At 59.3% G+C, this 16,173-nt stretch carries 12 protein-coding genes and 1 pseudogene; 4 read left to right on the top strand and 9 right to left on the bottom strand.

Going from position 1 to position 16,173, the window contains the following annotated elements:
- The first annotated feature begins 108 nt into the window (after positions 1-108).
- Together E8M77_RS16580 and E8M77_RS16575 are read left to right on the top strand one after the other, a co-directional pair.
- The gene (locus tag E8M77_RS16580) at positions 109-3,492 is read left to right on the top strand and encodes an ATP-binding protein (protein ID WP_137131720.1); all 3,384 of its coding nucleotides are present in this window, start codon (positions 109-111) and stop codon (positions 3,490-3,492) included.
- Positions 3,485-4,411 (top strand): response regulator transcription factor, encoded by a 927-nt coding sequence (locus tag E8M77_RS16575; RefSeq protein ID WP_137131719.1) that lies wholly within the window; start codon positions 3,485-3,487, stop codon positions 4,409-4,411. Before E8M77_RS16580 ends, E8M77_RS16575 begins: the two co-directional genes overlap by 8 nt.
- An 89-nt stretch (positions 4,412-4,500) precedes the next feature.
- Here the strand turns inward: E8M77_RS16575 and mhpT are convergent, their stop codons facing one another.
- Complete coding sequence (gene mhpT, locus E8M77_RS16570) at positions 4,501-5,703, bottom strand: 3-(3-hydroxy-phenyl)propionate transporter MhpT (protein ID WP_137131718.1); 1,203 nt, start codon at positions 5,701-5,703, stop codon at positions 4,501-4,503.
- A gap of 251 nt (positions 5,704-5,954) precedes the next feature.
- Between mhpT and E8M77_RS16565 the strand changes: the two are divergent.
- Positions 5,955-6,352 (top strand): annotated as a pseudogene (locus tag E8M77_RS16565) (LuxR C-terminal-related transcriptional regulator); the annotation flags it as partial.
- Positions 6,353-6,652: 300 nt separating this feature from the next.
- Positions 6,653-7,183 carry a chemotaxis protein CheD gene (locus E8M77_RS16560; protein ID WP_137131717.1) on the top strand — a complete coding sequence of 177 codons (531 nt, stop codon included), beginning with the start codon at positions 6,653-6,655 and terminating at the stop codon, positions 7,181-7,183.
- Between the two features lie 10 nt (positions 7,184-7,193).
- On the opposite strand, the gene E8M77_RS16555 is transcribed toward E8M77_RS16560, so the two are convergent.
- From E8M77_RS16555 to E8M77_RS16520, 8 genes are all read right to left on the bottom strand, one after another.
- The gene (locus E8M77_RS16555) at positions 7,194-7,718 is read right to left on the bottom strand and encodes a hypothetical protein (RefSeq protein ID WP_246659290.1); all 525 of its coding nucleotides are present in this window, start codon (positions 7,716-7,718) and stop codon (positions 7,194-7,196) included.
- 275 nt (positions 7,719-7,993) lie between these two features.
- Positions 7,994-9,109, bottom strand: coding sequence for a branched-chain amino acid ABC transporter substrate-binding protein (locus tag E8M77_RS16550; protein ID WP_137131715.1), 1,116 nt, complete (start codon positions 9,107-9,109; stop codon positions 7,994-7,996).
- Between the two features lie 118 nt (positions 9,110-9,227).
- Positions 9,228-9,581: a DUF6867 family protein gene (locus E8M77_RS16545; RefSeq protein WP_137131714.1), complete on the bottom strand. Its 354-nt coding sequence runs from the start codon at positions 9,579-9,581 to the stop codon at positions 9,228-9,230.
- Positions 9,582-9,623: 42 nt separating this feature from the next.
- A complete protein-coding gene (locus E8M77_RS16540) occupies positions 9,624-10,352 on the bottom strand; it encodes an ABC transporter ATP-binding protein (protein WP_137131713.1) in 729 nt (242 codons plus the stop codon).
- Entirely contained in the window at positions 10,352-11,221 is an 870-nt protein-coding gene (locus tag E8M77_RS16535; protein ID WP_137131712.1) for an ABC transporter ATP-binding protein, read from the bottom strand. The genes E8M77_RS16540 and E8M77_RS16535 overlap by 1 nt, the downstream gene beginning before the upstream one ends.
- On the bottom strand, positions 11,221-12,618 hold the full coding sequence (gene livM / locus E8M77_RS16530) for a high-affinity branched-chain amino acid ABC transporter permease LivM (protein WP_137131711.1): 1,398 nt from the start codon (positions 12,616-12,618) through the stop codon (positions 11,221-11,223). The genes E8M77_RS16535 and livM overlap by 1 nt, the downstream gene beginning before the upstream one ends.
- Before the next feature lie 4 nt (positions 12,619-12,622).
- Positions 12,623-13,525 carry a branched-chain amino acid ABC transporter permease LivH gene (locus tag E8M77_RS16525; protein ID WP_137131710.1) on the bottom strand — a complete coding sequence of 301 codons (903 nt, stop codon included), beginning with the start codon at positions 13,523-13,525 and terminating at the stop codon, positions 12,623-12,625.
- 219 nt (positions 13,526-13,744) lie between these two features.
- Entirely contained in the window at positions 13,745-16,171 is a 2,427-nt protein-coding gene (locus tag E8M77_RS16520; protein WP_137131709.1) for an FAD-dependent oxidoreductase, read from the bottom strand.
- Between the last annotated feature and the right edge of the window lie 2 nt (positions 16,172-16,173).

Below are 16,173 nucleotides of genomic sequence, written 5' to 3'. Positions count from 1 at the left end.
ACTCCCGCAGTTTGCGATGCCTGCAACAGCAATCCCGCTTGCTTTTGGCGGGCGAACCCATGAAAATGCCTAGTTGATCATCATGCACAAAAGGACGCCAGAACACGCATGGCAGCGCGGCAACGCATCATCCCCGTTCGGCGCGAATACAATCGCTGGGTCGCCAACCAGACGCTGGAAGACTATGCGCTGCGCTTTACCGCCAAAAGTGCACGGCGCTTTTCCTCCAGCCGCATTTCGCAGACCGCCATCGGCGCGATTTCCTTCCTGGCGCTGGAAGCGATCGGCGGGGCAATCACGCTCTCCTATGGCACCACCAATGCCTTTTTCGCCATTCTGGTGGCCGCCGTCGTCATGCTCGTCGTCGGCCTGCCGATCAGCCGCTATGCCATCCGCCACGGCGTCGATATCGACCTTCTGACCCGCGGCGCAAGCTTTGGCTATATCGGCTCGACCATCACCTCGCTGATCTATGCAAGCTTCACCTTCATGCTGTTTGCCATCGAGGCCTCGATCATGACGGCGGCGCTGGAACTGGCGCTCGGCATCCCGCCCTGGCTCGGCTATATGATCAGCGCCGTGGTGGTCATTCCGCTGGTCATCTATGGCGTGCAGCTCATCTCGCGCTTCCAGCTGGTCACGCAGCCCTTCTGGATCGTCCTCAACATCCTGCCCTTCATCTTCATCGCCTTCATCGATTGGGAAAAATTCGATCTCTGGCGTGCCTTTGCCGGCATCAACCATTCCAATGCGCAGGTGGGCGGCAATGCCCCTTTCAACCTGCTGGAATTCGGCGCCGCCTCTGCCGTCATCCTGGCGCTGATGCCGCAGATCGGCGAACAGGTGGATTTTCTGCGCTTCCTGCCGCCGGAAGGACAGGAGAAATGGCGCCACCGCTTTGCCGTGTTTCTCGCCGGCCCCGGCTGGGTGGTGGTGGGCGTGCCAAAACTCCTGGCCGGCTCTTTCCTTGCGGTACTAACCCTCTCCACCGGCGTGCCGATCAGCCAGGCTGCCGATCCGGCGCATATGTATTTCGCCGCCTTCGGCTACATGATCCCCAATGACACAGCCGCCATGCTGCTGATGGCAGCTTTCGTTGTCGTATCGCAGCTGAAGATCAATGTGATGAATGCCTATGCCGGGTCGCTCGCCTGGTCGAACTTCTTTTCCCGCCTCACGCATAGCCATCCGGGCCGGGTCGTCTGGCTGATCTTCAATGTGGCGATTGCGCTTCTCCTGATGGAGCTTGGCATCTATCGCATCCTGGAAGCGACGCTTGGCATTTTCTCGATCATCGCCATGGCCTGGCTCTGCACCATTTCGGCAGATCTGTTCATCAACAAGCCGCTCGGCCTGTCGCCACCCGGCATCGAGTTCAAGCGCGCCCATCTTTATGATCTGAACCCTGTCGGCCTTGGCAGCATGTTTGGCGCCACAGCCATCGCGCTGGCTGCGCATTTCGGCACATTCGGCAGCCTGCTTGCCTCGCTCTCCACCTATCTGACGCTGTCGGCCTTCCTCATCTCGCCGCTGATTGCCTGGGGAACCAAGGGTCGTTTCTACCTGGCGCGCAAGCCGCGCCAAGCCTGGAAGAACCAGAGCTCGATCACCTGTTCGATCTGCGAGCATCCCTTCGAGCCGGAGGACATGGCCTGGTGCCCCGCCTATGCCGCCCCCATCTGCTCGCTATGCTGCTCGCTCGACAGCCGTTGCCACGATATGTGCAAGCCAAAGGCGCAGATGAAGGCGCAGCTGGGCAGCGTTGCCCGCTCCTTCCTCTCCGATCTAGTGGTCGAACGGCTGATGACCCGGCTGGGGCGCTATGCCATGACCGCGCTGATATCCATCTCGCTGATCGGCGGCATCATGGCGCTGATCGCCTTTCAGGTGAGCGAGGCAACGCCCGCCAATGCCGATGTCATTTACGGCACGATTCTCGTCGTCTTCTTCGTCTTTGCCATCATTGCCGGCATCGTCTCGTGGTTCTATGTGCTGGCGCATGACAGCCGGGTGGTGGCGGAAGAGGAATCCTCGCGCCAGAACACGCTTCTGTTGAAGGAAATCGCCGCCCACAAAAAGACGGATGCGGCCCTTCAAAAAGCCAAGGAAACGGCGGAAGCTGCCAACCGCGCCAAGAGCCGTTACGTGGTGGGCCTCAGCCACGAACTGCGCACGCCGCTGAATGCCGTGATGGGCTATGCCCAGCTGCTGGAGCGCGACGAGACCATTCCCGTGCCGCGTCAATCAGCCATCCGGGTGATCAAGCGCTCCGCCGACCACCTTTCCGGCCTCATCGACGGGCTTCTCGACATCTCGAAAATCGAGGCCGGTCGCCTGCAGGTCTATTCCAACGAGATCAATATCGAGGATTTCCTCGACCAGATCGTCGAGATGTTTCGTCCGCAGGCGCAGGCCAAGGGCCTGAATTTCGTGCATGAGCGCGCCCGTAGCCTGCCCTATTATGTCCGAAGCGACGAAAAGCGCCTGCGCCAGATCCTCGTCAATCTCCTCTCCAATGCGATCAAGTTTACCGATCAAGGTACGGTGCGCTTCGAGGTCGCCTATCGCAGCCAGGTGGCAACCTTCACCATCAGCGATACCGGCCGCGGCATTGCCGAAAAGGATCTCGGGCGGATCTATGAACCCTTCCAGCGTGGCGAGGCGGAAAGTGTGCGACCCATGCCGGGCCTTGGCCTCGGCCTCACCATTACCCAGCTGCTCACCAATACGCTGGGCGGTGAAATCTCGGTCACAAGCCGCAAGGACGAAGGCTCCACCTTCCGCGTGCGCCTGTTGCTGTCCGCTGTCGATCGCTCCAGCACCATGCCGGCGCCGGAAAAGCGCATTGTTTCCTATACCGGCCCGCGCCGCACCGTCGTGGTGGTGGATGACAATGAAGACCATCGCGACATGATGCGCGAAGTGCTCGCGCCGCTCGATTTCGTCGTGCTGACCGCCAATGGCGGGGCGGAATGTCTGAGACTGATCGAAGGTGTTCGCCCTGATCTTTTCCTCATCGACATCCTGATGCCGGGCATGAATGGCTGGCAACTGGTGGAGCGGCTGCGTGATAATGGCCAGGCGGCTCCCATCCTGATGCTATCGGCCAATATCGGCGATGGCGCAACGGTGATCCGTGAGGGCGACGGCCATAGCGATACGATCGCCAAGCCGGTGGATATCCGCCAGCTGTCCGATAAGCTGGCACTGCATCTCGGCCTCACCTGGATCTATGAGGGCGAGACCCTGCTGCCGCCGCAAAAGGCGCCGCCGGTCACCAGCCCCGGCCATGCCCATGTGCAGGACCTGCTGCAGCTGGGTGAAATCGGCTATGTACGGGGTATCGAGGCAAAGCTTGTCGATCTCGCCAAGCTGCCGGAAAATCAGCCCTTCACGCAGGCGCTCACAGCCTATATTCAGGCCTTCGATCTGGCAGGCTATATGACCTTCCTCAACCGTTTCACCGAGGAAAGACCCGCTGACCATGTCTGACGTGTCCATGCCGCGCGATATCGTGCTTCTCGTCGATGATAGCCCCGAGGCGCTGGGTTTCCTCACCGAAGCGCTGGAGGCCTCCGGCTTTTCCGTGCTGATTGCCACCTCCGGCCAATCGGCCCTCAATATCGTCGAGCGCATCACGCCGGATCTCATCCTGCTGGATGCGGTCATGCCGGCCATGGACGGTTTTGCCACCTGCCGGCGGCTGAAAGCCAGTCCTTCAGCCTCGCAGGTGCCGGTCATCTTCATGACCGGCCTTACCGAAACCGAGCATGTGGTCCATGCGCTGGACAGTGGCGGCGTCGACTATCTGACCAAGCCCATCAATATCGATGAGCTGCGCGCCCGCATCCGCGTGCATCTCTCAAATGCCCGCTCCACCCAGAGCGCCCGCGTGGCGCTCGATGCCGCCGGTCGTCATCTGCTGGCGGTCAAGGGCAGCGGTGCGCTGCACTGGTCTACACCACAGGCAACACGACTGATAAACACGGCCACCGGTCGCGATGACGGGCTCGATCTCGTCATCCGCCAGATTGCCAGCTGGATGGCCGGGCGCGACAGGCCGGGATTTTCACGCGATGCGACCTTTCCTTTCACCCAGGATGGCGAGGCGACAAAGCTGCAATTTGCCTTCCTCGGCGCCATCGGCACCGATGAATACCTGTTTCGGGTCACCGCTGCCAGCAGCCGCCCGGATGATGTGGTGCTGCGCGAACATTTCCCGCTGACCTTGCGTGAATCCGAAGTGCTGATGTGGATTGCCAAGGGCAAGTCCAACAAGGATATCGGCGATATTCTCGGGCTTTCCTCGCGCACGGTGAACAAGCATCTCGAACAGATCTATGTGAAACTCGGCGTGGAAAATCGCGCATCGGCCGCCGTCAGGGCTGCCAATGTTCTGCACGAGGTCTGAGTTTCTGGCGTGAATATCACCGGATCCATCCGGTGAATCCATGGCGGGCGGCAACCGGGAAAGGTGCCTTTCCCGGCTTGAAGCAAATGTCAGTTCGGATTTACTGCGCGCTTCGACAACAGAACCAACGTCGTGACGCCGGCCAGGATCGTGATAGGCACGAGGGCGAACATCACGTCCGATGGCGTGCTGCCCCGCGCCACAAGGAAGCCGGCATACAGAGGGCCTGCAATCGAACCCAACCGACCGACGGCAACGGCGAGGCCGACGCCGGTGCCACGGATTTCGAAAGCATAGCATTGCGGCGCCACACCATAGAGAATGGCCTGCATACAGAGAATGGCTGCACCGACAAGCGTACCGCCGATCAGCATCAGCCCGACATTGGCCGGCAGGAGACCGAGCATCAAGAGTGCAGCGGCAGCAGCGGCAAAAGACAGCGCAACAGGCAGGCCGGGACGGCTGCGATCGAGCATGCGCCCGCCAATCAGGCTACCGGCAATGCCACCAACGTTAAACAGCAACTGAACCAGAGAGGCATCGTTGCGCTCCAGACCGCGCGCCACCAAAAGCTGCGGCATCCAGTTGAGAAGCAGATAGACAACCAGAAGACCGAGGAAGAAGGACACCCAGAGCGCAAGCGTCCGCACAAACGTGCCGTGAGCAAAGACCGCAGATACGGCAGCCGCTGCAGATCTTGCCTGGCCTTTGACGACAGCCAGCGGCGGCAGCATAGAGTGCACGAAGGGCGCAAGGATGATGGGCATGATCCCGCCGACCAGGAAGATCGAGTGCCAGTCGCCACCATGCAGGCCAAGCATGGCCACGCCGCTGGCAATCGCGCCGCCAAGAGGAACGCCCGCATACATGATGGAGACTGCCCGTCCCCGACGGCTCGGATCGACCGATTCTGCTGCAATATTGACGAGATTGGGCAGAGCCCCGCCCAGGCCAACCCCCGTCAGGAAGCGCAGGATCAGCAACTGTTCATAAGTAGAGGCAAAGGCTGTCGCGGCCGAGAATATACCGAAAGTCAACAGTGACAGGACGAGACCAGCCCGACGACCCCAGGCATCTGCAACCCGGCCGCCGCCAAGCGCTCCAAGAATGAGGCCAAATGTTGCCGATGAAAAGAAAAGCCCTATCTGCGCCGGAGTGAGACCAAATGCAGGCGCAAGCTTCGGCACGGCCACGCCGGCTGCCTGCAGGTCAAAGCCTTCGATGACGGCAGCGAGAAAGGCAAGCGTAAGCGCTCGCCCTCCGCCCATGCGAAGGTGCGTATCGGATTGCATGAATGTTTCCTCCCGGTAGCGAGGCGTCCTCAGAGCCTCAGACGATCCGGCATCTCGTCAAAGCCACTCCTGACTCATCGCGACGACTGCCTTAGCAATAAGGTTAGCGCTAAGCTTGATAGCCGTCAATTAGTATGTATTGCATACTATTACACATCGATATCCCATCACGAGACAACTCTGGGACGCCCCCGACATGGCTTGGGAGGACACGCAGGGACAATGCAAAGAGCCCGGCACAAGGCCGGGCTGACCTCGTCATCGGCCAGATTGCCAGTTGGATGGCCGGGCGTGATAGGCCGGGATTTTCCCGCGATGCGACCTTTCCCTTCACCCAGGATGGCGAGGCGACGAAGCGGCAATTTGCCTTCCTCGGCGCCATCGGCACCGATGAATACCTGTTTCGGGTCACCGCTGCCAGCAGCCGCCCGGATGATGTGGTGCTGCACGAACATTTCCCCTTACCTTGCGTGAATCCGAAGTGCTGATGTGGATTGCCAAGGGCAAGTCCAACAAAGATATCGGCGATATTCTCGGCCTGTCCTCGCGCACGGTGAACAAGCATCTCGAACAGATCTATGTGAAACTCGGCGTGGAAAAGCGCGCATCGGCCGCCGTCAGGGCCGCCAATGTTCTCCACGAGGTCTGATACCAAATCACGACGGCGGGGAGAAAAACACGCCCGGTGCCTTACATGATCCGGACAATGCCATCACAAGAAGACGTATCCGTTTCAAAAGGGACCTGCATCCACGAGTGTACCCAGTCTATTGACCACGCCGAATGTTTTGGTTGCTTAAAAATGTTGGAACGAGATTCTTCGTTTATTTAACTGTCTCGCACATTATAATAACATGCGAATATTCAGATAAACTGGATTCAATCAGGTCGAAACACGCTCTAAGTTTATCCAGAAGGGTGCCCTGAAACTCAAGAAGCGGAAAAGCGCGTGGGCCAGAACAGCGACGGATTTGAAGTTATCCATCTTATTGGCGGGCAGTGCCTGGTATCAAATGATGCTGAATGCCTTTTCAGCACAGTGCTTGGCTCCTGCATCTGCGCCTGTATCTACGATCCCTTCGCGGCAATAGGTGGAATGAACCATTTTATACTGCCTCAAGGCGGCGACCGAGCACCTGTGGCACAGCAATATCGCTACGGCGACACTGCCATGGCCAGCCTTGTCATGGACCTGTGCCGCAATGGTGCAAAACCCGAACGACTGGTCGCCAAACTGTTTGGTGGCCGCCTCAAAGACGATAGCGGTATTGATCCCGGCGCACTCAATACCGAATACGCCAAAAAGTTCCTGCGAGCGCATGGCATCAAACTGATTGAGGCAAGACTTGGCGGACAGGTGGCACGATGGGTGACATTCCATCCGACCACGGGCAGGACGAGCGTGCGCGAAACAAGTGATTTCGTGCGGATTCCAACCCAGTCCACCGGGCTGGACCAGACAATGCGTCGGGCAAGTTAGGCAGCCTCTTTTATGTCCGCGGCGCGGCTTTCGTCGGCTTGGAAATCGCAGCCGGTACCGGCGCGGTGGCTGCAGGTGCGCCCCAAACGGAAATAGGCTGGCCGTCCTTGGTCAGGACCCGCGCGTCATAAAGTGTCAATGATGCCTGGAATTGCGTGAGATCCGAGCAGCGCTGGATAATGCCGCCGATATAGCTGATGCAACTGCTGGCATTACCCGGCACCGATCCCGTTGCCCAATCCTTCACAACGCCATCTTGGCCAACCAGGAAATAGGAAAGCCGATTGTTTTCGGAGACTGACGAGGTGCCGACCAGCCCCCCGAAATCAGAGCCACGCTCAGTGCGGGCCGATGGCGCCATATGACGATAGACGGTCATGCCATTGACAAGCGGCGTCGAGCCGAGAAGCGGGCCGAAGGTTGCGCGGTCATTGCCGGCCAGCCTCTCCATCGGCGAGGTACCAACGCTTGCAACCTCGGCATAGGGCTTGCCCAGAGCATAGCTGGTGAACGAGCGATTGGCAGCACTCTCCATTTTGTCTGTGACTTGTGAGCACGAGGACAGCCCAGCCGCACACGCTATCACCGCAAGCACTGCATATCGCACGGACGAACCCCATCTCACGCGGCTGACAGGCAACCGACCATACTCGAAAACACTACTGATTATGTCGAGCCTCTGGCAACAGATACAGAGCAGCTTACGGGTGCCTGTCCCGGTCACAAACAGCGGCATCGGCACGAAACCACCGACCATGAAAAAAGGAGCCCGGCGCAATACCGGGCTCCCGATCAAGATCCCGAGGGATCTTACATCTGGAAGTAGTCGTACTTGCCGTCAGTGCCTTTTTTCCACTCGTACATGACATAGTCAGGACGGGTGATGTCGCCCTTGGCATCGAAGCCGATGTCGCCGATGGCGGTCTTGAACGGGCCCTTGGCCTTCATCGCTGCGGCAACCTTGGTCGGATCATTCGTGCCGGCAGCCTTGGCAGCGTCAGCTAGGATCTGCAGGGCGGCGTATGAGTAGAGCGTGTAGGCTTCCGGCTCGAAGTTTGCAGCGCGGAACTTCGCAACAATGTCCTTTGCATTGGGGTTCGTGCGCGGATCCGGCGGGAAGGTCATCAGCGTGCCGTTGACGGCATCCCCGGCGATCGCGGCCAGTTCGTTGGAGGTGATGCCATCACCCGACATCAGGGGAGCCTTGAGGCCCTGGTCAGCCATCTGGCGGATCAGGAGACCGGCTTCCGTGTGCAGGCCGCCGAAGTAAACCACACCAACGCCGGCTTCCTTCATCTTGGACACAAGGGCCGAGAAGTCCTTGTCGCCAACGGTAATGCCTTCGTAGATCACTTCCTTGACGCCGAGCGCGTTCATTGCCTTCTTGGTTTGATCAGCAAGACCCTGACCGTAGGTGGTCTTGTCATGAACGACAGCAACCTTGGCGCTCTTGAACTTCTCAGAAATATACTTGCCGGCGACACCGCCCTGCTGGTCGTCACGACCGCAGGTGCGGAAGGTGTTCCACAGGCCGCGGTCGGTGTACTTCTCGGCAGTCGAAGCAGGCGTGACCTGAACGATGCCGTTTTCAGCGTAGACATCCGATGCCGGGATGGAAACCGACGAGTTGAAATGACCAACGACGAATTTCACGCCATCCGCCACGAACTTGTTGGCAACCGATACACCCTGCTTGGGGTCGGACACGTCATCGCCGAGAACGATCTTGATCTTCTCGCCGTTGATGCCGCCGGCAGCATTGATGTCTGCTGCGGCCTGTTCGGCACCCTTCTGGAGCTGTGCGCCGAAGGCTGCGTTCGGGCCGGTCAACGGACCGGCGACGCCGACGAGGATATCGGCGAAGGCAGAGCCGCCGAAGGCAACGACTGCCGTCAACGCCACCGCCGAAAGAAGAGACTTCTTCATAGTGTTACTCCCAGTTCATTGGGCGGGTTTTCGTGACGAACCGTCTGCAAGACCCACCATCCTTGCATCGGTAACTGGTTCCCTGATTGCGCAATCTGAGGCCGAAATCCTCAGACTGTCAATTCTTCTTCTTCCAGGAAAAAGCTGAGCTTCTTTCATACAACCAGTAATAGTTATCCACCATCTGGCCGGTGCGGCGCATGCGAAAGCCAATCACCGCCAGAATGAACAGCAGCACCACGTCGAGAACGTAGTAGCCGATGCTGAGGAAAGGTCCCTGGAACAGCGAAAAATGCAGGAAGCGCATCATCACGCCCAGAAGCAATGTGTAGGCGAACACAAGCGGAAGCTCGTTCCAGCCTTCCGCCACGGCGCGACCGGTGCGCCATGCCGTCCACAAGCCGATCATCAGGACGATGAAGCGCAGCACATAGCGGGCGCCCGTATCGCTTTCGAAGAAAAGTCCCTGCATCTCAAACTCTCCCTGCCCTTACACGGAATGACGATTGCGCGCTCAATGCCGTCCACCTTCGAGATAGGCGGCGCGAACTTCCGGGTTGGCAAGCAAATCCTTGCCAGAACCGCTCATCGTCACCTTGCCGTTCACCATCACATAAGCCCGGTGCGACAATTTCAGGGCTGCAAAGGCATTCTGTTCCACCAGGAAGACCGTCAGACCTTCCTTCTCGTTCAACACCTTGATCGCCTCGAAGATCTGCTTGACGATCAGGGGGGCAAGGCCAAGCGACGGCTCGTCGAGAAGCAGGAGCTTCGGCCGTGCCATCAGCGCGCGACCGATGGACAGCATCTGCTGCTCGCCGCCCGAAAGCGTGCCGCCCCGCTGGCTCTGGCGTTCCTTGAGGCGCGGAAACAGCGTGAAGATCTTTTCCACGTCCTCGTTGAAATATTTCAGGTTGTCGAGACCGGCACCCATTTGCAGGTTCTCATAGACGGTCATGCGCGGAAAAATGCGGCGACCTTCAGGAGACTGGGCGATGCGGCGCCGGGCAATCAGATGCGTGGGCATCTTGGTGATATCCGTGCCATCGAAAACGACCGAGCCGTGACGCGCCTGCGGACTGCCGCAGATCGTCATCATCAGCGTCGATTTACCGGCGCCATTGGCACCGATCAGGCTGACGATTTCGCCCTTTTTCACGTCGACATCGACACCGGCGAGTGCGCGGATATTGCCGTAATAGGTCTCGACGCCGCTGACCTTCAGAAGAGGTTCATCAGCCATCAACGCATGCTCCCGTCGAGTTCTTCATGTATGACTTCCTCTACCTCGTCGTCCTCGACGCCGAGGTAGGCCGCGATCACGCGTGGATCATTCTTCACGTGATCTGGCGTGCCGTCGGAAATCTTCTGCCCATATTCCAGCACCACCACATGATCGGAAATCTCCATCACCACCGACATGTCGTGTTCGATGAGGAGAAGCGAGGTGCCGTTTTCATCGCGAATGCTCTTCAGCAGCGTGTTGAGCGCCAGCGATTCACGCGGGTTGAGACCGGCTGCCGGCTCATCCAGGCACAGCACTTCCGGATCGGTGCACATGGCACGCGCGATTTCCAGACGGCGCTGCGCGCCATAGGGAAGGTCGCCGGCCGGATCGTCGGCGCGGTCGATCAGATCGGCCTTTTCCAGCCAGACCCGCGCCTTTTCGATGGCCGCCTCGGCTTCCGCCTTGTAGCCCCCGATACCGAGAAGACCCAGAACCGTATAGCCGGAGGCCTTCATCAGCTTGTTGTGCTGGGCCACCAGCAGGTTTTCCAGAACCGTGAGGCCCGAAAACAGCCGGATATTCTGGAAGGTACGGGCGACCTTGGCCTGCTTGGTGATTTCGAAATCGGTCAGCCGTTCCAGCAGATACTGTTTGCCGCCCTTCTGGGTCATGGTGATCATGCCCATGGTCGGCTTGTAAAAGCCGGTGATGCAGTTGAACACCGTCGTTTTACCCGCGCCGTTCGGCCCAATCAGTGCGGTGATATCGCCGCGCTTGACGTCGAACGACAGGTCGTTGATCGCCATCAGTCCGCCGAAGCGCATCGACAGATGCTCGATCTTCAGGATCGTCTCGGTTGTCATTGTCTGGTTTCCGGGGGTCATCAGCCGTGACCCTCCTTGGTGAAGCTTCCGGAAACGGCCTTGCGTTCTTTCAGGAAGGCCGTCGGTTCACGTGAGCCGACAAAGCCGCGCGGCTTGAACAGCATGACCACGACCATGGCCAGGCCGAAGAGCAGCATGCGGTAAAGTTCCGGCGTGAAATCGGGCCCGAAAACATGCTTGAGGAATTCCATCTCGCGCAAGAGTTCGGTACCGCCGACCATCAGAACGGCTGCCACCGCAATGCCGGTGAGCGAGCCCATGCCGCCGAGAACGACGATGGCAAGGATGACGGCCGATTCCAGGAAGACAAAGCTTTCCGGCGATACGAAGCCCTGGCGGGCCGCAAAGAAGGAGCCGGCAAAGCCGCCGAACATGGCGCCGATGGCAAAAGCCGTCAACTTGGTCTTCACCGTATCGATGCCGAGCGAACGGCAGGCGATCTCGTCTTCGCGCAGCGCTTCCCAGGCCCGGCCGATCGGCATGCGGCGCAGGCGGATCGTCACATAGGCGGTGAGCAGGCAGAGCGCCAGGATCACGTAGAACAGGAAGATCTTGTAATAGGCCGACGACATCGGCAGGTCGAAGGCACGGGCAAAATTGTTCGGCGCACCGACATCGAACGAATAGATGCCGAAGATCGAGGCCTTTGCCACGCCCGAGATACCGGCCGTACCGCCGGTGACTTCCGACCAGTTCATCAGCACGAGGCGGATGATTTCGCCAAAGGCCAGCGTCACGATGGCCAGATAGTCACCCCGAAGACGCAAGACCGGAAAGCCGAGGATAATGCCCCAGAAAGCGGCCAGAATGCCGGCCATTGGCAGGAGCACCCAGAAGGACAGGCCGAAGTGATCGGACAGGAGCGCGTAGGAATAGGCGCCCACCGCATAGAAGGCGACATAGCCGAGATCGAGCAGGCCAGCGAGACCGACGACGACGTTGAGACCCCAGGCCAGCATCACATAGATGAGGATCTGGATGCCGAAATTGTCGACGAATTTCAGCGAGCCCTGCACGCCGTAGAGATAAACGACGATCGGCGGGTAAAACAGCAGCGCCAGGATCGCGATCTTGGAGAAATTCCGCTTGAAGAAGCTCTCTTCCTCGGCTGAATCCGCCTGCCCGGCCTTGCCCTTGGCAAGCTTTCGCGCGGCGAAATGCGGCGTGATGAAGCCCACCATCAGGAAGCGGCCAATGGCTGCGACCAGAACGAAAACAGCAAGAAGTTCCCAGCGCGTGCGCCAGACCAGCCGGTTATCGATATCCTGGTAGGTTTCGATACCGACGAACAGCAGGAACATGCCGAGCGCCAGAACTCCGGCGAACAGGCCTTCCTTGATGGCCTTTGCCATCAGGCCCGGCGCAATGTCAGGCGCCGGCGATTGTGTGTTTGCCATGATGTCAAACCTTCTCCACTTCGGGGCGGCCAAGAATGCCGGTCGGCTTGAAGATCAAGACGAAGGCAAGAATGGCAAAGGTCGCCACGTCCTTGTAAGCGATGGAGAAATAGGCCGACCAGAGCGACTCGATGAGGCCGATCAGCAGACCACCGAGCACGGCACCGGGAAGTGAGCCGATACCGCCGAGAACGGCTGCGGTAAATGCCTTGACGCCCGGAATGAAGCCATCATTGAATGAGGCCACCCCGTAATACATCAGATACATGGTACCGGCTACGGCAGCGAGCGCGGCCCCCATGATGAAGGTGATCGAGATGGTCCGGTCAACATCAACGCCGAGCAGTGCCGCCATCTTGCGGTCCTGTTCGGTGGCGCGCTGGGCACGACCGAGCGGCGTCTTGTTGACGATGTACCAGAATGCCGTGAGCAGGATCGTCGTGACCAGAACGATGAGGATCTGCTTCAGCGATACGGTGACCGAGCCGAAGTGATAGACATCATTGACCAGAGGCGGAACCGGCTTGTTGCGCGGGCCCTGCGTGACCTGGATGAAATTGGACAGCACGATGGACATGCCGATGGCCGTGATCAGCGGCGCAAGGCGGAACGAGCCGCGAAGCGGCCGGTAGGCCACCCGCTCGATCGTCCAGTTCCACAGGCTGGTGACCAGCATGGCCACGACCAGCATGACCAGAAGCGCCAATGCGACTGGAATACCGGCAAAGAAGGATGTGAGAATCAGGAAGACGATCAATGCGGCAAAGCCGCCGAGCATGAAGATATCGCCATGGGCGAAGTTGATCATGCCGATGATACCGTAGACCATCGTATAGCCGATCGCGACAAGGCCATAGATGGAACCAAGAGTCAGCCCGTTAAGGAGCTGCTGGACAAAATACTCCATTCATTTTCCCCCGGACGCGGTCCGATATTCAGCCGCGCCTCTTGTATGTGTGGCCCTTACGGGTTCTTAGGTTTTAAAAAATTCATACTGGTTTCGATTGAAATGTGAAGTCAAAAAGGCGGGAACACGGCAAAAACCCCCAGTCATTGCCTCAATTGGCGCCTTAAACAACAGCAGTCCCAGAAATGCGGCAGGATCTGCGCAAAAACGCGCCGCCAGTCATGCGCGCATGCGCAAACCTTCCGGATCAAAGAGCGGTTTCAAGCACAATCTTGCTTCCAGCATCTGGCCCAGCACCTCGATCTGCCAGCCTTCCTGCGTGGCCGCATGCGCCTTCGGCACATAGCCGAGCGCGACAGAAACGCTTGAGCCATGCGCATAGCCACCCGAGGTGACCCAGCCCACCACCTCGCCATTCAGTGAAATCGGCTCGTCTCCCAGAACATCGGCATCGGTGGCGGCAACTGTGAAGGTAACGAGGCGCAAACTGCCTCCGGCGAGCTTTTCCTCGATCGCGCCCATTTTGCCGATAAAATTGACGTCCTTTTTCAAGGCGATGAAGCGGGAAAGCCCGGCTTCCATCGGGCCATAGAGCGGGCGGTATTCCCGCGCCCAGCTGCCAAAGCCCTTCTCCAGGCGAAGCGCATTCAAGGCCCGCAGGCCAAACAGCGTGATGCCGAATTCGGCGCCCGCCTCCATCAGCGCCTCGAACACGTGGCGCTGGAATTCCGGCCGCATCCAGATTTCATAGCCGAGATCACCCGTATAGCTGACCCGCCCGAGCATAACCGGCGCCATGCCCAGCTCCAGCTCGCCGATCGTCATGAAGGGAAAGGCCTCGTTGGAAAGGTCACTCTTCGTCAGTTTCTCCAGCACGGCGCGCGACTGCGGACCGGCAAGCCCAAGCCCGACAAGGCCAAGGCCAAGGGCGCTGAGTTCCACCGAGCCATCGCGCGGCAGATGCGCTTCAAACCAGCGCATATGGTAATCCTCGGCTATCCCAGAGCCGATCAGCATGAATTCCTCGTCATCCAGATTGGCCAGCGTGAAATCGCCGATCAGCTTGCCAGCCTCGTTCAGCATGGGGGCAAGTGTCATCTTGCCGACCGGTGGCAGCTTGGCCGCCAGCATCAGGTCGAGCCAGCCCGCCGCCCCCTCGCCGCTCACCGAATATTTGGCAAAGCCGGAGATTTCCATAAGGCCGACACTTTGGCGCACCGCCCGCGCTTCCGCACCAACCGGTTCGAAATCGGCAGACCGGCGCCAGGAGAATGCGTCCTCGACGCCCTTTGGCGCAAACCACAGCGGCGTTTCAAGACCATATGAAGCCCCGAAGACTGCCCCCTCTCCCTTCAGCCGGTCATAGATCGGCGTTGTCAGCAACGGACGCGCCGCCGGCAATTCCTCGTTCGGATAGCGGATGGAGAAGCGGCGCGAATAATTTTCGCGCACCTTGGCATTGGTATAGGTGAGCGTTGCATAGTCGCCATAGCGGCAGACATCCATGGCAAACACATCAAAGCCCGGATCGCCCTCGATGATCCAGTTGGCAAGCGCCAGTCCCACGCCGCCGCCCTGGCTGAAACCGGCCATGACCGCGCAGGCCGACCAGAAATTCGTCAAGCCGCGCACCGGCCCGACCAGCGGATTGCCATCCGGCGAGAAAGTGAAGGGGCCGTTGATGACCTTCTTGATGCCGGCATTGTTGAAGGCGGGGAAATGCCGGAAACCCACTTCCAGCTCACCGGCAATGCGATCGAGATCGGCCGGCAGCAGTTCCTGGCCGAAATCCCAGGGCGTCTTGAGCGGAGACCAGGGCCGGCAATCCTTCTCGTAAGTGCCCATCAGCATGCCGTTGCGTTCCTGGCGAATGTAGAGCTCGCCGTCGAAATCGACGCAATGCATCAGTTCGCGACCACGCGTGCGGTTGAAATCGATAACTTCCGGCATGTCTTCGGTGATGAGATACATGTGCTCCATAGCAAGCACCGGCAGTTCCAGCCCCACCATGCGGCCCACTTCGCGCGCCCAGAGGCCTGCCGCATTCACCACATGCTCGGCATAGATTTCGCCCTTGTTGGTCATCACCCGCCAGGTGCCGTCGGGCATCTGCTGCAATTCCTCGACGCGGGTGTGCAGATAGATCTCGGCACCGTTTTTCTTCGCCGATTTCGCATAGGCATGCGTGGTGCCGTAAGGATCGAGATGCCCCTCGTGCGGATCAAACACCGCACCGACGAATTGCGTCGGATCAAGCAGCGGCATCATCTCATAGGCTTCCTCCACCGAAATCAGGCGCGCTTCCCCGCCTGCATATTTGCCCTTGGCCAGCAGCGATTTCAGCCAGTCGAAGCGCGCGGGCGTGGCCGCCAGCATCAGGCCGGAGGTCATGTGCAAGCCGATATCCTGGCCGGAATATTCCTCGATCTCTTTGTAGAGTTCGACCGTATATTTCTGCAGCTTGGCAACATTGGGATCGCCATTGATCGTGTGCATGCCACCCGCCGCATGCCAGGTGGACCCGGAGGTCAGTTCGGCGCGCTCGACCAGAACGACATCGGTCCAGCCGAATTTCGTCAGGTGATAGAGCACCGAGCAGCCGACGACACCCCCACCGATCACGACAACCCTGGCATGGTTTTTCATAG

It is taken from the genome of Rhizobium sp. FY34 (assembly GCF_005222845.1).
Lineage (GTDB): Bacteria > Pseudomonadota > Alphaproteobacteria > Rhizobiales > Rhizobiaceae > Neorhizobium.
This window is presented reverse-complemented; position numbering and strand designations above follow the sequence as displayed.